This window comes from Curtobacterium sp. MCPF17_051, from assembly GCF_003234595.1.
Classification (GTDB): Bacteria; Actinomycetota; Actinomycetes; order Actinomycetales; family Microbacteriaceae; genus Curtobacterium; species Curtobacterium flaccumfaciens.
The window spans coordinates 1-16,946 of sequence record NZ_QKSE01000002.1 but is presented as its reverse complement, the minus strand read 5'-3'; the positions used below and the strand labels follow the sequence as shown (position 1 = coordinate 16,946).

Below are 16,946 nucleotides of genomic sequence, written 5' to 3'. Positions count from 1 at the left end.
CAATGACGCTCGTGAAGATCTTCGTGGCCGAGGACTCCGTCCTCCTGCGTGCCGGCCTGGTCAGCCTGCTCGAACGCTTCGGGCACGCCGTCGTCGGGACGGCCGAGGACGCCGTCGGCCTGGTGTCCGGCGTGACCGCCCTCGTCGCGGCGGGGGAGACCCCCGACCTCGTGCTCACCGACGTCCGGATGCCCCCCGACGGCACCGACGACGGGCTGCGTGCCGCGATCGCCCTGCGCTGGGAGCACGTCGGGCTGCCCGTGGTGGTGCTGTCCCAGTACGTGGCGGACGCCTCCGTGCAGGACCTGCTCGACGACGGCGACGGCGGTGTCGGCTACCTGCTGAAGGACCGCGTCGGCAAGGTGCCGACGTTCCTCCGGTCGCTCGAGACCGTGGCGGACGGTGGCGTCGTGGTCGACCCCGAAGTGGTCCGGCACCTCACCGGGGGCCGCGCCGCACCCAGCCCGCTGTCCCGCCTGACCGACCGCGAACGGACCGTGCTGACGCACATGGCCGAGGGCGCCTCGAACGCCGACATCGCCGCGGCGCTCCACCTGTCGGACGCCGCCGTCGCCAAGCACGTCGGCAACGTGTTCACGAAGCTCGACCTGACACCGGACGACGCCAACCGTCGTGTCCGTGCGGTGCTCACCTACCTGCGCGAACAGCGCTCCGAACAGCGCTGAGGAGCCGGAGATGACGACCATCGGACTGCGCCGCATGGTGCCGCGCGACCCCGACCAACGACACCGGGCCGCGAGCCCCCTGGAGCTCCTGTTCGACCTGGTGTTCGTCGTCGCGGTCGGCTTCGCCGCGACGAACCTGCACGAGATCGAGCTCGAGGGACACGTCACCTCCGCCGTCCTGGCCTACGGGCTGGTGTTCTTCTCGATCTGGTGGGCCTGGATGAACTTCACGTGGTTCGCCACGTCGTTCGACACCGACGACTGGCTCTACCGGGTGATGACCTTCGTGCAGATGGCCGGGGTGCTCGTCCTCGCCGCCGGGGTGCACGCGGCCATGGTCGAGAACGACTTCACGATCGGCATCATCGGCTACGTCGTCATGCGGCTGGCCTTGGTCGGACAGTGGATCCGCGCCGCCGCGTCGTCCACCCGCTACCGCCGGACCGCCACTCTGCACGCCGTCGGCATCACGGTCGTGCAGCTGCTCTGGGTGGTCTCCCTGGCCCTGCCCGATGACGTCTGGGGGTACGCGGCACCGTTCCTCGTGCTCGCCGAGCTGTCCGTGCCGATCTGGGCGCAGACCTCGACGGGGACGGCCCCGTGGCACACCCGGCACCTGGCCGAGCGGTTCTCCCTGTTCACCCTCATCGTCCTGGGCGAGGGGCTGGTGGCCTCGGCCGGCGCGGTGATCGACGCCCTCTCGCACACCGAGCACCTCGGAGCCCTGCTGGCGCTCGCGGGCTGCGGGCTGGTGATCACCGTCGGCATGTGGTGGATCTACTTCTCACGCGAGCAGCACGCGCACATCCGCTCGCTGCCCACCGCGCTCGTGTTCGGCTACGGCCACTACTTCGTCTTCGCCGCCGCCGGCGCCCTGCCGGCCGGCATCGAGGTCGCGGTCAGCGCCGACGCCGGACACGTCGAGCTGTCCTCCGCCTCGGTCGCCGCGACCGTCGCGGTACCGGTCGCGGTGTTCGTGCTGTCGATCTGGGCGCTCGCGATCCGGCCGTCGCTGTCGGCACGGGCCAACGCCGTCGTGGTGGCCCTGGTGCTCGTGGTCCTCGCGTCGATCGCGGTGCCGGCGGTGTCGTTGCCGGTCACGGCGCTCGCCGTGGCGGCGGTCGTCGTGACCCTCGAGGTCGCGTCCGCACGGACCGACACCTGACGGACGACGGACGGGAGGCACAGCGCCAGCTGGCACCGTGCCTCCCGTCCGTCAGGTGGTCGCGTCGACCACCCGTCAGCGCTCGGGGTGCTCCGTCGCCGACGTGTCGGCCGACGTCGGACGCGCGTCCAGGCTCGGGTCGACCGCCGGGTCGGCCGAGACCGACGACGGCCGCACCGGGAAGTCCTCGAGCGCACCGGCCTCCACCGCCGAGGACGCGGTTCCGCGGCCGCCGCGCACCCGGTTCTTCACCGCGGCCCACGGACGGCCGAGGCCGGACCGTGCCGGACGCTCGGTCGGCGCCTCGACCTCGAGGCCGTAGTAGGCGCCGACGTGCTCGAGCAGGACCTCGCGCTCGGCCTTGTCGTAGGCGCGGCGCTCGCGCGTGAAGGCGATGATCGTCGACCAGCAGGTCAGGATCAGGACGACGCTGAACGGCAACGCGGTCGTGATCGCCGCGGTCTTCAGGGCGTTCAGTCCACCGCTGAGCAGCAGGGCGACGGCGAGCAGTGCAGCGACACCGGCGAAGAAGACCCGCAGCCAGTTCTTCGGCTCGATGTCACCGCCCGACGCGATCATCGCCATCACGAGCGAACCGGAGTCCGACGAGGTCACGAAGAACACGCCGATGAGCAGGATCGCGCCGTAGGTCAGGACCATGCCGGCGGGCAGGTCGCCGAGGACCGCGAACAGCGACCCCTCGATGTCGACCGAGCCGTCCGAGCCGATCAGGCCGCCCGAGCCGTCGGTCTGGCGGTGGATCGCGGTGCCGCCCAGGACGGCGAACCACAGCAACGTGAGCGCGGTCGGCACCAGGAGGACGCCGAACACGAACTGGCGGACGGTGCGGCCCTTGGAGATGCGGGCGATGAAGACACCGACGAAGGGCGCCCACGACATCCACCAGCCCCAGTAGAAGGTGGTCCAGGCGCCCTGCCAGGCCTCGCCCTCGGCGCCCTGCTGCGCGGTGACGTTGAACGACAGGCCGACGATGTTCTGCAGGTAGGAGCCGATCGACTGCACGAAGTCGCGGAGCAGGAACTGCGTCGGCCCGACGATGAGCACGAACAGCAGCAGTGCCGCGGCGAGCAGCAGGTTGAAGTTCGACAGGATCTTCATGCCCTTGGTCACGCCGGTGACGAGCGAAACGATCGTGACGGCGGTGATCACCGCGATGATGGCGATCTGGCTGACGATGCTGCTATCGGCGATGCCCGCGCTCTCGAGTCCGGCGCCGATCTGGATGACCCCGAGGCCGAGCGAGGTCGCGACGCCGAACAGCGTGCCGACCAGGGCGACCACGTCGATCAGGTTGCCCCAGCCGCCGCGCACGCGGTTGCCCAGCAGCGGTTCGAGGGCCCAGCGGATCGACACCGGGCGACCCCGGCGGTGGATCGCGTACGCCAGGGCGAGGCCGAGGACGACGTAGATCGCCCACGCGTGCAGGCCCCAGTGCAGGAACGTCTGCGTGAGGGCCTGCTGCGCGAGCTCCTTCTCGTTGCCGGTGACGCCGGGGCGCGGGGAGGCGAAGTGGCTGAGGGGCTCGGAGACGCCGTAGAAGACGAGGCCGATGCCCATGCCGGCGGCGAAGAGCAGTGCGAACCACGAACCGGTCGAGAACTCGGGCTCGTCCTGGTCCTTGCCGAGCTTGATGTCACCGAAGCGGCTGAAGCCGACGAACAGCGAGAAGCCGACGAAGAACGCGGCGATCAGCACGTAGTACCAGCTGAAGTTCTTGACGATGCCGTCCTGCAGACCGAGGAACAGCGCCTCGGCGGTGGAGGGTGAGATCAGGGTGAAGGCCACGAACCCCAGCACGATGACGGCGGCGGGCCAGAACACCCACCGCCGCAACTGCGGTGTCGTGGTCACGGGTCCGGGCAGGGGAGGAGTGGTGCTTGCCATGCAGTCCATGGTGCCCGCTCGCGTTCCTGTGCGTTCGCCCAGGCGTGTCGTGGTCGACGATGCGCTCCGCGCCGTGTCCGTCCCAGCACGCCGCGTGTTCGTGCACCAGGCGGCGACTCGCGGCCGTGGACACGCGCTTCGGCGGACGGGAGGCGCGGGGCGGGATGGCACTGTGCCTCCCGTCCATGGGACGCACCGACCACTGCCACATGCGATTACAACGTTGACGTGCGCTTTACAGCGCTGTAAAACAGGAGCCTGCGCGACGATGCGCAACGAGGGAGAGACCCGATGGTGGGAAGCAGGACCGCAACACTCCAGGCCGCGGTGAGCCGGCGGGGGTTCCTCGCGGGCGCGGCCGGTGGCATCGCACTCGGCACGATGGCGCTCGCCGGGTGCGCGACCCCGGGGCGTGCCGCCGGTGGTGCCACGACGCTCCGCTTCTACGAGCAGAAGCAGGAGGTCATCGCCTACTTCGACAAGCTGCTGCGGAAGTTCGAGGGGGAGCACGCCGGCTTGTCGGTCGTGCACGACAGCACGGCGGCCATCGCCCCGCAGTTCGTGCGCGGCGAACCGGCCGACGTCGGGTGCTTCAACGACAACCTCGAGCTCGCCCGGTACATCTCGCGCGGCGTGCTCAGCGACCTCAGCGACCTGCCGTCGGCAGCGCGGGTCCGACCGGACATCGACACCCTGACGAACCAGTACGCGAAGTTCGAGGACCGCACGAGCGTGCTGCCGTACTCGCTCGCGGCGGCCGGGGTGATCTACAACAAGCGGATCTTCGCCGAGCACGACCTGCCGGTCCCGACGACGTGGGACGAGTTCGTCGAGGTCTGCCGGACGCTGCAGAAGGCCGGCATCACGCCGATCTACGCCACCGACCGGGACACCTGGACGCTCTGGCAGGGCCTGTTCGACTACTCGGTGGGCAGCCTCGTCGACACCGGCTCGTTCTTCCGCAAGATGAAGGCCCTCGGCGCCGACGTCGGTCCCGACTCCGAGGTGTCGTTCGAGAAGGACTTCGCGGTGCCGATGGAGCGCGCGAAGACCATCTCGTCGTTCTTCAACCGCGACCACGCCACCCGGGCCTACGCCGACGGCAACCTGGCGTTCGGCAAGGGCGAGGCCGCGATGTACCTGCAGGGCCCGTGGGCGCTCGGGCAGATCGCGCTCATCGACGAGAAGTTGCCCGTCGGCACCTTCGCCCTGCCGGTGTCGAACGACCCGGCCGACCGCAAGGCCCGGGTCAACATCGACCTCGGGCTCTGGATCCCCACGGCGTCCGAGCACCCGGAGCAGGCGAAGGAGCTCGTCGAGTTCCTCATGCAGCCCGAGGTCATCGACGCCTACAACCGCGACAACCTGGCGTACTCGCCCCGCATCGACGCACCGCCGCAGCAGGACGAGCGCCTCGCCGGCCTGCAGCAGTACGTCGACGACGCGGCGTTCTACCAGGGCGCCGGCACCTTCATCCCCACGTCGATCCCGCTCGGCAACTACCTGCAGTCGGCGATCCGGAGCGGGGACTTCACCTCGATGCTGCAGCGGCTCGACTCGGACTGGCGGCGGCTCGCCGGCCGTTCCGCGACGGTCTGAGCCGGACCAGGACACAGGAGCCACCATGACCATGCAGACCCCGCTCTCCCGCGACACCGACCCGGAGACCTCCGGACCGGCGACCGACGCCGCCCGCACGCACCGACGTGTGGGCGCGCGCGGTGTCGGTTCACTCAGCCGCACCGAGGGCATGTACTACCTGTTCCTCGTGCCGGCCCTCGTGCTGTTCACGGCGTTCGTCGTCGCCCCCGCCTGCGTCGGCGTGTTCTACAGCTTCACCGACTACCTCGGGTTCGGGCAGTGGGACTTCATCGGCGTCGAGAACTACAAGGCGCTCGTCTCCGACCCGGCGATCCTGGCGTCGTACGGCTTCACGCTCGGCTTCGCGGCGGTCACCGTCGTCGTCACGCAGGTCGTCGCGCTGTCCCTGGCGATCGCCCTGGCGAAGAAGATTCGGTTCGCCGCCGGGTTGCGGTCGGTGTTCGTCATCCCGATGGTGATCTCCGGGATCATCGTCGCCTACGTGTTCAACTTCCTGTTCTCGAACACCGTGCCGGCCCTGGCCACGAGCGTCGGTTTCGGCCCGCTCGAGCAGAGCATCCTCGGCGACCCGAACCTCGCCTGGCTCGCGATCGTGATCGTGTCCGCCTGGCAGACCGTGCCCGGCGCGCTCCTCATCTACACGGCGGGTCTGACGTCCATCCCCGAGGAGCTGTACGAGGCCAGTGCGCTCGACGGCGCGACCGGCTGGAAGCAGCTGCGCTCGATCACGCTCCCGCTGCTCGGCGGCTTCATCGTCATCAACACCGTGCTCGGCGTGAAGGGCTACCTCGGCGCCTACGACGTGATCGTCGGTCTGACCAACGGCGGCCCCGGCAGCGCGACGAGCAGCGTCGCGATGACCATCTTCGGCGGCTTCACCGGCGGCGACTACGCCTACCAGATGGCGAACGCGACCGTGTTCTTCATCATCACCGTCCTCATCTCCGTGCTGCAGCTCGCGGCGACCCGCGGAAGGAACCTGCGACTCGCATGACCGCCATCGACACACGACCCCCGACCGACACCCGCGCCGTGACCACCGGCGGCGCCGGTCGTTCCGGCCGCGGCCACCGCCGACGACTGGGCGGTACGAACTGGACCCTGACTGTGGTCCTCGGCCTCGCGTCGCTGACCGTGCTCATCCCGCTGTACGTGACGCTCTCGATGGCGTTCAAGACGACCGAGCAGTCCGTCGACGGCAACGCGCTCTCGCTGCCGTTCCCGTTCAACCCGGGCTCCTTCGCCGAGGCGTGGCAGCTGACCCGGTTCCCGGTGTCCTTCTCGGTGTCCCTCGGCGTCGCGGCGCTCACCGTCGTCGCCACGCTGCTGCTCAGCTCGTTCGCCTCGTACGCGATCGTCCGGAACTGGCACAAGCGGTTCTTCCGCTACTCGTTCGTCTACCTGCTCGCGGCGATGTTCCTGCCGTTCCCGGTGGTGGCGCTGCCGCAGATCAAGCTGACCGCCGAGATCGGCCTCGACAACCCGATCGGCGTCGGGATCCTGCACGCCATGTTCCAACTGTCGTTCAGCGTGCTGCTCTACTCGGCGTACCTGCGGTCGATCCCGGTGGAGCTGGAGGAGAGCGCCCGCATCGACGGGGCATCCACGTGGCAGATCTTCTGGCGGATCATCCTGCCGCTCCTCGGCCCGATGAACGCGACGGTCGGCATCTTCGCCTTCCTGGCATCGTGGAACGACTTCATGATGCCGTCGCTCATCACGGCGGATCCGGGGTTGCAGACCCTGCCCGTGGTGCAGAACATCTTCCAGAGTCAGTTCGGCACCAACTACAACGTCGCCTTCGCCTCGTACCTGATGGCGATGGCGCCCACGATCATCGTCTACCTGTTCGCGCAGCGCTGGGTCATCAGCGGCGTGACGCAGGGCGCGGTCAAGAGCTGAGAGGCACCACGTGAGCAGCAGCACCGGCACCACCACCACCACCGGCACCACCAGCGCCGTCCTTCCCACCATCCGTCCGTTCCCCGGTTCGGACCCGGTCGCCGACCCCGCAGCCGTCGTCACCGGCGACCACTGGCGCATCACCGTGCTCGACGCCGGGGCGTTCCGCATCGAGTGGAGCGACGACGGCGGGTTCGAGGACCGGGCGTCGACCTTCGCGATGCGCCGCCGCGTGCCCGTGCCGGCGTTCACCGTGGAGCGGACGGCCGCCGCCGACGGCACCGGCACCGCCGGCGTCGTCATCACCACCGACCGCGCCCGACTGCGCTACGACGGCCGCCCGTTCAGCCCGAGCGGCCTGGTCGTCGAGACCACCGGCCCGGACGCCAACCGCTGGCGCTGGGGGCAGGAGCCGCGCGACCTCGGCGGCACCGGCCGCACCCTCGACGACGTCGACGGCCGGATGCCGCTCGAACCGGGGATCCTGGCCCGCGACGGCATCACCGCGCTCGACGACAGCGAGTCGTTCCTGTTCGCCGACGACGGCTGGATCGGCACGCGGGTCCCCGGGCGCCGCGACGTCACGGTCTTCGCGTACGGCCGCGACTACGACGCCGCGCTGCGCACCTACCACGCGGTCTCCGGGCCGCCGTCGCGGATGCCGCGGTGGGCACTCGGCAACTGGTGGAGCCGGTACCACCCGTACAGCGACACCTCGTACCTCGAGCTGCTGGACCGCTTCGCCGACGAACACCTGCCGTTCTCGGTCGCCGTCATCGACATGGACTGGCACCGGGTGGACTCGGTCCCGCCGCGCTTCGGCAACGGCTGGACGGGGTACTCGTGGGAGCCGTCGCTGTTCCCGGACCCGCGGGCGTTCCTCGCCGAACTGCACCGCCGGGGGATGCGCACGACGCTGAACCTGCACCCGGCCGACGGCGTGCGGGCGTTCGAGGACGCCTACCCCGCGGTGGCGCGCGCGATGGGGGTCGACCCGGAGACCGAGCAGCCGATCCCGTTCGACCCGACGGACCGCCGGTTCCTGCAGGCGTACTTCGAACAGCTGCACCGCCCGCTCGAGGAGCAGGGCGTCGACTTCTGGTGGATCGACTGGCAGCAGGGCCGCGAGACCGGGCTGCCCGGGGTCGACCCGCTGTGGCTGCTCAACCACTTCCACCTGCTCGACTCGGCGCGACACACCGCGTCAGGCGCAGGCGCAGACGCGGGCGCAGGCGCGGGCGCAGGCGCAGGCGCAGGCGCAGACGCAGACGAAGCTGCAGCCCCGGTCGACGGCATGACCTTCTCGCGCTACGCCGGCCCCGGCAGCCACCGCTACGCCGTCGGGTTCTCCGGCGATGCCGTCGTGTCGTGGGCGTCCCTGGCGTTCCAGCCCGAGTTCACCGCCACCGCCGCGAACATCGGCTACCCCTGGTGGAGCCACGACATCGGCGGCCACACCCGCGGCGTCCGCGACGACGAGCTCGCCACCCGCTGGGTGCAGTTCGGGGTGTTCTCGCCGATCATGCGTCTGCACTCGGCGAACAACCCGTTCATCCGCAAGGAGCCGTGGGTGTTCCCGGCCGAGGCACGCGCAGCGATGGGCGAGGCGCTCCGCTTCCGCCACCGCCTGGTGCCGTACCTGCACACGATGAACCACGGCACCGCCGAGGGAACCGCGCTGGTCCGGCCGCTCTACCACCTGGAGCCGCGCCGCGACGAGGCGTACCGGGTGCCGAACACCTACGCGTTCGGTTCGGAGCTGCTCGTCGCCCCGATCGTCGCACCCCGCGACCCGGTCAGCCGGCACGGGGTCGCCCGGGCCTGGTTGCCGCCGGGCACCTGGACCGACGTCTTCACCGGCACGGTGTACGCGGGCGACCGGTTCGTCGACCTGCACCGCACGCTCGACACGGTGCCGGTCCTGCTGCGCGCCGGCGGGATCCTGCCGCTCGCCGCGGCCGACCAGCTCGACGCCACCGTCAACCCGACGGCGTTCGACGTCCTCGTCGCCCCGGGTGCACCGGGTGCCTTCACCCTGGTCGAGGACCACGAGGGCGAGGGCAGCCGCACCGCCCGGACACGTCTCAGCTGGGACCCCGAGCACGCCGAGTTCCGGGTGCACGCCACCACCGGAGCCCTCGACGTCGTCCCCGCCCACCGCGAGTGGCGGATCACGTTCCTCGCCGCACCTGCCGACGGCCAGGAGCCGTCGGCGCGTTCGGCCGACCGGTTCTCGGTCGACCTGTCGGTCGACTCCGCGTCGGGTGGCTCGGTCACGCTGGTCGGCGCACCGGTCGTCGGTGTCGACGCGCGGGACGCCGTCCGGCGGGTCCTCGAGGGCGCGCAGGCCGGCAACCCGGAGAAGCTCGAGGCGTGGGAGGTCGTGGCGAAGGACCTGCCGCGTGCGGACCGCATCGTCGAGCTCGGCACCGTGGGCCTGCCGAACGCCCTGCGGGACGTCGTCGTCGAGCTGCTCGGCAGCGTGCACCCGGGGGAGTCGACTCCCGCAGGCCGCTGACGGCAGGCGACGTGGGACGAGGCGGAGGGGAGGCCCGTGGCCGGGCCCGCCACGTGCCCTGGGACCGGCCACACTGCGGACTGGAGGCTCGTGGCCGGGCGCGCGCCGGGCCTCCTGTCCGTCGTCAGGCGCCCTGGTGCGCCGCCCGGTCGGACGTGCCGTCCGCGTACGGCGCGCTCTCGCCGACGAGCAGGCGGTGGCCGACCGTGACGAGCCGACCGGGCACCTCGGAGCCGTCCATCCGCTCGACCAACAGGTCGAGGGCAGTGCCGGCGAGGGCGACCGTGTCGGGTGCGACGGAGGTCAGACTCGGCACCAGGCTCGACCCGAGGCCGACCGCGTCCCAGCCGACGACCGCGACGTCACGGGGCGCGTCCAGGCCGCGCAGGCGCATCGCCCGGAGCGCCCCGAGCGCCGCCAGGTCGTCGCGGCAGAGCAGCCCGTCGACCTGCAGGCCGGCGTCGAGCGCCGCACCGAAGGCGACTTCGGCACCGGCGGCGTCGCCGACCTCGCGGGGGACCAGCAGCGCGTCGTCGAGCGGCAGGCCCGCGGCGACGAGTCCGGCGCGGTAGCCGTCCAGGCGCAGGCCGGACGTGCGCGAGGACGGCCCGGTCTCGTGCCCGAAGAACCCGATGCGGCGACAACCGAGCGCGACGAGGTGCGCGACGGCCTCGGCGGCGGCGCCGGCGTTGTCGATGACGACCTGGTCGGCGTGCGGCGGCCGGACGTCCTCGCCGAGGAACACCACGGCGGTGTCCCCGCGGATCCGGTCGATCGTCTCGGGCGTGAGCACCTGGGGGTGGATCACGACCCCGTCGACCACGCCGGCCTCACGCCCCCGCACGGCGGAGCGCTCGCCGTCCGGGTCGCCGGCGGTCTCCTCGAGCAGGAGCTGGTAGCCGCGGTCGGCGCAGACCCGCGAGAAGACGTGGGCGAGCTCCGCGAAGTAGGGGCGACGCAGGTCGGGGAACGCGAAGGCGAGCATGTTCGACCGCCCGGTCGCGAGTGACCGGCCCGACACGTTCGGCCGGTAGCCGAGCTCGTCGATGGCGGCCTGTACCCGGCTGCGCATGGGGTCGCTGACGTGCTGGTAGCCGCGGACGACGTTGGACACGGTCTTCATCGAGACACCGGCGTGCGCGGCGACGTCCTGCAGCGTGACCTTGCCCATCCGCTCACCGTAGCGGGCGGAGGGTCGGGGTCCGGCGGACCGACCGGGCCAGCGGTGTCGACGGGGCGTGCTCAGGCGCGCTCCGGCCTGCTCGTCAGGGGACGAGTCGGCGCTGCACGATCGCGCGGGCGACCTCGGAGAGTGCTTCGTGGTGCTCGAGCGCGTACCCGCGGATCACGGCGAAGGCGTCCTCGATCGAGACGCCCCGCAGGTACGACACGACACCCTTGGCCTGCTCGATCACCTCACGCGAGCCGATCGTGCGCTGCAACTGTGCGCGGACGACCTCGTGCTCGCGCAGGGACCGTTCGTGCAGGATGCCGATCGTCGCCACGTCGGCCAGGGCCCGGGCGACGCGCAGGTCCGTCTCCCCGAGGGAACCGGGGCCGACACCGAACAGGTTGAGCGTGCCGATGACGTTGCTCCCCAGCCGCAGCGGGACGGCGTGCACCGACCGGAACCCGAGCGCGAGCGCACCCGTGCGGAACATCGCCCACTCCGCCGGTGCCGACTCGATGTCCGGACACGTCACGGCCCGTCCGGTCGCGAACGAGGTCATGCAGGGGCCGGCCTCGGCGTCGAGCTGCAGGACCTCGACGAGCCGGCTGGCCTCGGACGTCGAAGCCACGACCTCGAGCTCCTGGTCGTCGTTCGCCAGCAGGATGCCCGCGGCGTCGATGCCGAGCACGTCGGCGCAGGTCTCGACCAGGGTCTGCAGGAGCTCCAGGACGTCGTACGCATCCACCAGGGTGTCGGCGAGCGATGTGAACGTCTCGAGGATCTGTGCTTCTCTGCCTGCCGTCGTCACTGGACCTCCTCGATCAGGTCGCCTCGTTTCTCGAACCGGACCGTGCCGTCCAGGATCTGCTCCGCCACCCGCCGCATCGTCCTCCGACGGGCGAACGCGTGGCCCTGCAGCAGCAGGTAGGCGTCCTCGGGGCTGATGTCGAGCTGCGCGAGCACGACCCCGGTGGCCTGGTGCACCACGCGACGCGACGAGGGACTCCGGTCGAGCAGGGCGTCGTCCTCGTCCGCGATCGAGCGGAGGGCTCTGCGGAGGACCCGGCGACTGACGGCCGAGGCGAGGGTCATGGCCTGCCGCACCGTGTCGTCCTCGATCGTGGCGGGCCGCGGCACGTACACGTCGACCGCGCCGAGCGGGAACGGGCCGAACGCGACCGGGAACGCGAAGACCGCACCGACCGGTTCGCTCCGGACAGCCTCGTTGAAGGCGGGCCACGCGGCGTTCGGATGACGGACGACGTCGGTCTCCAGGACCGGGGCGTCCTTCGCCAGGGCGGCCCAGCACGGGCCCTCGGACAGGTCGAACTGGATCTCGTCGACGCGGACGGCGACCTGGTCCGTCGCCGAGACGGTCTCGCTGGGGCAGAGTTCACCGAACGTCGAGATCGCGACGCCGCCCATCGGCAGCGCGAGCGCGATCGGCCGACTGAGTTCGTCGTCGGCGATGTCCGCCGACCGGAGCGCACGGAGTGCACGCTCGAATGCGTCATCCATGGTCGCCTTCCCTGCCGTGATCCGATCCTACGCGCTGTCCCGTTCCGGACGATCCGGACGGCGCAGGCGCGCTGGACGGCGGTCCTGCGCGCCAGGCCGGCAGTTCGACCGGCGGGTACGACCCCTGCTCGTCCTGCACCCGGAGCATCGCGTCCAGGGCGACCAGGCTCACGCCGGACGTCTCGCGCACGACCGCCCGCACCGCGTTGCCGAGCAGGAACGCCATCAGGTCCTCGCTCCCGCCGTCGGGCCGGTAGTCGCGCCACGGGCCGGACCCCGCTCGCTGCAGGGCCCCGGTGAGCACGGCCTTCGGGTCGTCGACGTCGACCTCGCAATCGAGCACCAGGCGGAAGCGCCGCTGGTTCCGGTCCGACAGGCTCGGTGCGCCGTCCTCGTCCTCCTCCGGAACGAAGGAGCGCAACGCCGACGAGGGAGCGATCCCGTAGGCCGCACGGAAGGCCGCGGCCATCCGGCCCGCGTTGCTGAACTGCCAGCGCTCGGCGATCTCGGCGATGGTCTGCCGGTCCGGCGCGCCGGAAGCCGCCTGCAGATCACGCCGCACCCCCTCGAGCCGGACCGCCCGGAGGAACGTCCCCGGGGTCTGCCCGATCTCGGCCTGGAACCGTTTCTGCAGGCTCCGCGGCGACAACTGCACGGCCGCAGCGACGTCCGCGACCGTGATGTGGGTCGCCGCGTGCTCGTGGACGAACCGGAGGGCGTCACGTACCGCACGGGAGAGTCGGAGCGGGACGTCCTGGGTCGCACTGCTCCCGTCGGTCATGAGCCGACCGTACGGGAACCGTCGATGGTGCGCTCCCAGGGCCCGATCGAGGCCGAGCGAGGCCGAGCGAGGCCGTGCATGATCAGCCCTGTACGGCCCGAAATCAACCCCTGACATTGCGGGAAGTGTCCTGTCGATACTGAAACTGTCTCGTGTGCCGCTGTTCTGGCGGTGCGCCACATCGAACCGACAGGGAGGCGCGATGGGACACCGACAGGGCTCCACGACCACGACCAGGATGACCGATGCCGTCGTCTGGCAGCAGGTGGTCCACACCGACCGGATCCGGGCGCTCGCTGCCACGGACCCGACCGACATCCGGGTGCAGCCGGTCGACTCCGGGTGCTGGCGCGTCGTCGACGCAGCTGCCGCCTGGGGCGACCCGGACATGCTCCTCGGGTTCATCGAGCGCACGGTGGACGGCTTCGACTGCACGCTCATGGCGGCGCTGCACGAGCACGACCGACGGGCCACCCTGCAGGACGCCCGCGCCTGGTTCGAGCACCACTGCGGACAGCACCTCGACGAGGCACCGTGCTGACCGCGGTGCACGGGACCGACGCGGCCCGGACCGTCACCGCGCGGATCGACTCTCACCGACGTCGCACCGAACGCTCCGGTACCGACCGGGCCTTCGCGGCTCGCGTGCTCGCCCAGGCCGGGCACGGCCGTGACGTGCGCTTCGACCTCGAGGACGACGCCTTCCGGCTGCCGTTCCGGTTCCGCTACCGGACCCGACGGGACGGCTGTGTGAGCCTCGTCACGGCGTCGGCCACCTCCGGCTTCTCCGGGGTCTTCCAACCCAACGACCGCATCGTCGTCGGGTGGTCGAGCACCGGTGGTGTCCGCGTCGCCGTCGACGGCGGGGTCGTCCTCGAGACCAGGCCCGGCACGCCCGTCCTGATGCCGACGTCCGGGGAGTTCTCGGTGCGTGCCCCGAAGGGCACGCTGCAGCTCGTGAGCATCGACCGGTCGCTCCTCGACCAGGTGGGCTCGTCGCTGGGAGCAGCAGCGCCGGGACTGCCGACCCGGGGAGCCGAGCCCGCCATCGCGGCGCTCGAACACCTGCGCCGGTGCGTCGAGCAGGTGGCCGTCACCGCGACGCGCGACGGGTTCACCTCGGGTGCCCGGACCGGTGCGCAGGTCGCGCTGGTCGAGGCCGTGCTCCGAGCCTTCGGGGTGCTGACGCCCGCGGTGCTCCGCCGTGCGGTGATGCCGTCGACGGTCGAACTCGCCGAGGCCTACCTCGAGGGCCATTGCGACCGGCCCTTGTGCCTCACCGACATCTGCGACGCCGTGGGTGTGAGCCCGCGGACCCTGCAGACGTCCTTCATGCGGGAGCACGGGGTCTCGCCGATGACGTTCCTGCTGCGGATGCGGCTCGACCGGGTGCACGCGGTCCTCGAGTCCAGCAGCCGGCACGAGACCAGCGTGAGCGAGGCCGCGATGGCCTGGGGCTTCCGGCACCTCGGGCGGTTCTCGGGGACGTACTTCCGTCGGTTCCGGGAGTACCCCGGGCAGACGTTGCGTGCATCGTCCGGGTCGTGCGCAGACGGTCCGGAGCGCCACGCGGGCTGAACCGGTGTGTCGCGCGACGTGTTCCGGACACCACGGTGAACACGCAAGTTCGGCCCCTAGGGTCGCCACAAGCGCACTCGCGTGAACTCCCTCGAACCGGTTGAAGGACCGATCCGTACCGGAAGGCGGTCCACATGACCACCACTCCGCTCGCTCAGGGTTACACCCGCACTCGTCCCGCTACGGGTGCCCGCAAGGGCACCTCGACCTACTCCGCGCTGCTGGCGCAGGTGAAGGAGAACGGCCTGCTCCGCCGTCGTACCGGTTTCTACTGGGCACTGTTCGGCGCACTCGTCGGCAGTCTTGCCCTCACCTGGGTCGCGTTCGCGTTTCTCGGTGACTCGTGGTTCCAGCTGATCGTGGCCGGCGCGCTGGGCGTGCTGTTCACGCAGTTCGCGTTCCTGTCGCACGAGGCCGCGCACCGTCAGGTGTTCGAGTCCCAGAAGTGGAACGACCGCGCGGGCCGCTGGCTCGGCACGTTCCTCGTGGGGCTCAGCTACTCGTGGTGGATGAACAAGCACACCCGCCACCACGGCAACCCGAACACCGTCGGCAAGGACCCCGACATCGCGCCCGACGGCATCCGGTTCCTGCCGGAGGACGCCGCGGCCGTCAAGGGCGGCGCGATGAAGACCTTCATGCGCTTCCAGGGGTGGCTGTTCTTCCCCCTCCTGACGCTCGAGGGCCTGAACCTGCACCGCTACGCGGTGATGTCGATCGTCACCGGCAACGGCACCAAGGCCGACAAGAAGCACCGCCTCATCGAGGGTGCCCTGCTCGTGGCGCGTTTCGCGATCTACCTGACCGTCGTGTTCTGGTTCCTGCCGTTCGGGATGGCGTGTGCGTTCCTCGGGGTGCAGCTCGCCGTGTTCGGCGTGATGATGGGCGCCTCGTTCGCCCCGAACCACAAGGGCATGCCGACCATCGCGCACGACGCGAAGGTCGATTTCTTCTCCCGCCAGGTGCGCACCTCGCGCAACATCCGTGGCGGCTGGTGGGTGTCGTTCCTGATGGGCGGCCTGAACTACCAGGTCGAGCACCACCTGTTCCCGTCGATGCCGCGCCCGGCACTGAAGCAGGCCCGCCTCCTCGTCCGTGACCACTGCGACACCCTCGACGTGCCCTACACCGAGACCACGCTGCTGCGGTCCTACGGCATCGTCGTCCGGTACCTCAATCGCGTCGGCCTCGCCGCCCGCGACCCCTTCGCGTGCCCGATGGTCGCGCAGCTGCGCATCCACTGACACCGTGCTGACCGCCATGCCGACGGGCACCGTCAAGTGGTTCGACCACAGCAAGGGGTACGGCTTCATCCACCCCGACGACGGGTCCCAGGACCTGTTCGCGCACTTCTCCAGCATCGTCGCGGCGACCGGCTCCCGGCCGCTCGCCCAGGACGACCACGTGCAGTACGAGATCGGGCCGGGCAAGAAGGGTCCGCAGGCGGACAACATCTCGATCATCCGCTGATCGGCACCATCACGAGCGACGCCCCGACCGGTCCGGTCGGGGCGTCGCTCGTTGCGCGCGTGGCCGCGGCAGCCCGAGTCTCGGCCCCGCGGACAGGTTGCGGGTCCCGGTACCCGCAACCTGTCCGCGGGGCCGAGTCCCGGCAGGGGCCGCCGGCCCGGCGCGCGGACACGACGGACGGGAGGCCCGGTGCCAGCTGGCACCGGGCCTCCCGTCCGTCCGTGCGCCCGTTCCTTCCCATCGCACGCGCGTTGGTTCGCAAGAACGGGCGTACCTGGTCGAAACAACCCACCAGGTACGCCCGGTTCCACCAGGTACGCCCGGTTCCACCAGGTACGCCCGGTTCCGCCAGGTACGCCCGGTTCCACCAGGTACGCCCGGTTCCACCAGGTACGCCCGGTTACGCACGACGCACGCCGCACGACGCAAGTCGGCCCGGACCGCGCTGCTGCGTGGTCCGGGCCGACTGTGGTGGTGCGGGGTGTTACTTGATCTGGGCGGTGATGGTGGCGGTGCCGACGAGCAGGCCGCGCTTGACAGCGTCGGTGCCGAAGGTCTTGTTCAGCAGGCCGGCGGCGTCTTCGCTGACGTGGACGGTGGTGCCGGTCAGGATGGCGTTGTCGCCCTCGAGCTGGAGGGGCTTGAGCGAG

General features: G+C 70.9%; 15 protein-coding genes. 10 read left to right on the top strand and 5 right to left on the bottom strand.

The annotated features are described in order from the left end of the window. Positions 1 to 2: 2 nt before the first annotated feature. Positions 3 to 686: a response regulator transcription factor gene (locus tag DEJ35_RS01475; RefSeq protein WP_111191914.1), complete on the top strand. Its 684-nt coding sequence runs from the start codon at positions 3 to 5 to the stop codon at positions 684 to 686. 10 nt (positions 687 to 696) lie between these two features. Next, positions 697 to 1,851 carry a low temperature requirement protein A gene (locus DEJ35_RS01470; RefSeq protein WP_111191913.1) on the top strand — a complete coding sequence of 385 codons (1,155 nt, stop codon included), beginning with the start codon at positions 697 to 699 and terminating at the stop codon, positions 1,849 to 1,851. A 75-nt stretch (positions 1,852 to 1,926) separates the two neighbouring features. Here the strand turns inward: DEJ35_RS01470 and DEJ35_RS01465 are convergent, their stop codons facing one another. Further along, complete coding sequence (locus DEJ35_RS01465) at positions 1,927 to 3,756, bottom strand: BCCT family transporter (protein ID WP_258369827.1); 1,830 nt, start codon at positions 3,754 to 3,756, stop codon at positions 1,927 to 1,929. Between the two features lie 291 nt (positions 3,757 to 4,047). Here DEJ35_RS01465 and DEJ35_RS01460 point away from each other — a divergent pair, with 291 nt between their 5' ends. From DEJ35_RS01460 to DEJ35_RS01445, 4 genes are read left to right on the top strand one after another with little or no spacing between them, the layout of a single operon-like run. Continuing rightward, positions 4,048 to 5,355 carry an ABC transporter substrate-binding protein gene (locus DEJ35_RS01460; RefSeq protein WP_258378402.1) on the top strand — a complete coding sequence of 436 codons (1,308 nt, stop codon included), beginning with the start codon at positions 4,048 to 4,050 and terminating at the stop codon, positions 5,353 to 5,355. A gap of 25 nt (positions 5,356 to 5,380) precedes the next feature. Next, positions 5,381 to 6,352, top strand: coding sequence for a carbohydrate ABC transporter permease (locus DEJ35_RS01455; protein ID WP_110859352.1), 972 nt, complete (start codon positions 5,381 to 5,383; stop codon positions 6,350 to 6,352). Beyond that, positions 6,349 to 7,260 (top strand): carbohydrate ABC transporter permease, encoded by a 912-nt coding sequence (locus tag DEJ35_RS01450; protein ID WP_110859353.1) that lies wholly within the window; start codon positions 6,349 to 6,351, stop codon positions 7,258 to 7,260. Before DEJ35_RS01455 ends, DEJ35_RS01450 begins: the two co-directional genes overlap by 4 nt. Before the next feature lie 10 nt (positions 7,261 to 7,270). Beyond that, a complete protein-coding gene (locus DEJ35_RS01445; protein WP_111191911.1) occupies positions 7,271 to 9,778 on the top strand; it encodes a TIM-barrel domain-containing protein in 2,508 nt (835 codons plus the stop codon). 124 nt (positions 9,779 to 9,902) lie between these two features. Here the strand turns inward: DEJ35_RS01445 and DEJ35_RS01440 are convergent, their stop codons facing one another. The 4 genes from DEJ35_RS01440 to DEJ35_RS17125 all read right to left on the bottom strand — a co-directional run bounded on the left by DEJ35_RS01440 (position 9,903) and on the right by DEJ35_RS17125 (position 13,248). Beyond that, entirely contained in the window at positions 9,903 to 10,949 is a 1,047-nt protein-coding gene (locus DEJ35_RS01440; RefSeq protein WP_110859355.1) for a LacI family DNA-binding transcriptional regulator, read from the bottom strand. A 94-nt stretch (positions 10,950 to 11,043) separates the two neighbouring features. Continuing rightward, entirely contained in the window at positions 11,044 to 11,757 is a 714-nt protein-coding gene (locus DEJ35_RS01435; protein ID WP_111191910.1) for a GAF and ANTAR domain-containing protein, read from the bottom strand. After that, positions 11,754 to 12,467 carry a GAF and ANTAR domain-containing protein gene (locus DEJ35_RS01430; protein WP_110859357.1) on the bottom strand — a complete coding sequence of 238 codons (714 nt, stop codon included), beginning with the start codon at positions 12,465 to 12,467 and terminating at the stop codon, positions 11,754 to 11,756. Before DEJ35_RS01430 ends, DEJ35_RS01435 begins: the two co-directional genes overlap by 4 nt. Further along, positions 12,460 to 13,248, bottom strand: a complete 789-nt coding sequence (locus DEJ35_RS17125; RefSeq protein ID WP_181435467.1) for a helix-turn-helix transcriptional regulator — start codon at positions 13,246 to 13,248, stop codon at positions 12,460 to 12,462. The genes DEJ35_RS01430 and DEJ35_RS17125 overlap by 8 nt, the downstream gene beginning before the upstream one ends. A gap of 202 nt (positions 13,249 to 13,450) precedes the next feature. Here DEJ35_RS17125 and DEJ35_RS17120 point away from each other — a divergent pair, with 202 nt between their 5' ends. From DEJ35_RS17120 to DEJ35_RS01410, 4 genes are all read left to right on the top strand, one after another. Beyond that, a complete protein-coding gene (locus DEJ35_RS17120; protein ID WP_146238504.1) occupies positions 13,451 to 13,789 on the top strand; it encodes a hypothetical protein in 339 nt (112 codons plus the stop codon). Continuing rightward, a complete protein-coding gene (locus DEJ35_RS01420; RefSeq protein WP_111191909.1) occupies positions 13,783 to 14,826 on the top strand; it encodes a helix-turn-helix domain-containing protein in 1,044 nt (347 codons plus the stop codon). Before DEJ35_RS17120 ends, DEJ35_RS01420 begins: the two co-directional genes overlap by 7 nt. A gap of 134 nt (positions 14,827 to 14,960) precedes the next feature. Beyond that, positions 14,961 to 16,070 carry an acyl-CoA desaturase gene (locus DEJ35_RS01415; protein WP_110859361.1) on the top strand — a complete coding sequence of 370 codons (1,110 nt, stop codon included), beginning with the start codon at positions 14,961 to 14,963 and terminating at the stop codon, positions 16,068 to 16,070. A 4-nt stretch (positions 16,071 to 16,074) separates the two neighbouring features. Then, positions 16,075 to 16,296, top strand: a complete 222-nt coding sequence (locus DEJ35_RS01410; protein ID WP_309146757.1) for a cold-shock protein — start codon at positions 16,075 to 16,077, stop codon at positions 16,294 to 16,296. Positions 16,297 to 16,946: the final 650 nt, after the last annotated feature.